This is a genomic window from Haloferax sp. AB510 (assembly GCF_024136985.1).
Classification (GTDB): Archaea; Halobacteriota; Halobacteria; order Halobacteriales; family Haloferacaceae; genus Haloferax.
On record NZ_JAMYJY010000221.1, the window covers coordinates 1 to 833 of the forward strand.

The window sequence follows — 833 nt, forward strand, 5'->3', positions numbered from 1 at the left end:
CGCCTCGGGCGGGCGCTCGTCGGCGACCCGGCGGTCGTCGTCCTCGACGAACCGGCCAGCGGCCTCGACCCCGGCATGGTCGAGCGACTGTTCGGCATCGTCTCCGATCTCGCGGACGCGGGCGTTGCGGTCGTCCTCTCGTCGCACAACCTCGGACCCGTAGAGCGGACCGCCGACCGCGTGGTCGTCCTCGACGGCGGGCGGTTCGTCGCCGACGACGACCCGCGAGCGGTGGTCGAATCGGCCGGCGCGGTCGACCTCCAGACCGCCTTCGGCGACCTCGTGGCGACCGAGGAGGTGACGGGCAGATGAGCGCCGGCGACCGCGACGGCGATATCGGCGACCTATTCGCCATCGCGGCCCGGGAGCTTCGGACGGTCGTCAGAACCCCGGCTGTCGTCGCGCTCTCGGTCGTCTTCGGGCTGACCGTCGTCGCGGTCGCGGCCGCGGGCTCCGGCGCGCGCGGCGGGTACGTCCCGCTGGTCCTCGATTTGGTGCCGTTCGTGGAGGCGCTCGTTCCGCTTCTCGCCGTCGCACTCTGCTATCGGGCGGTACTCTCGGACCGCGAGTCCGGCGAACTCGACGTGCTCAGGACGTTCGACGTGTCCCGGCCGGCCTACGTCGGCGGCGTCTACCTCGGCCGGGGGCTCGCGCTCGTGTTCGTCGTCTTCGGGTCGCTGCTCGCCGCGGGGGCGACCGTCCCGGTGCTCTCGCCGCCGGACCCGACGTTCCTCGCGCTGAACGAGGCCGCCGACTCGCCGGTCGCGTCCTCCGGTTTCAGTCCTCGCGGTCCTGTTCGCCTCGCCGGTCGCCGCCGGTCGCGCTCGCCGTCT

General features: G+C 73.3%; 1 protein-coding gene and 1 pseudogene. Both read left to right on the top strand.

Translation table 11 applies throughout. From position 1 onward, the window contains the following. Window positions 1–312: AAA family ATPase (locus tag NKF06_RS20680; RefSeq protein WP_253246468.1), on the top strand; the 312-nt coding region annotated here is incomplete at its 5' end. Continuing rightward, window positions 309–833: pseudogene (locus NKF06_RS20685) on the top strand (copper ABC transporter permease); the annotation flags it as partial. The gene NKF06_RS20680 and the pseudogene NKF06_RS20685, both read left to right, overlap by 4 nt.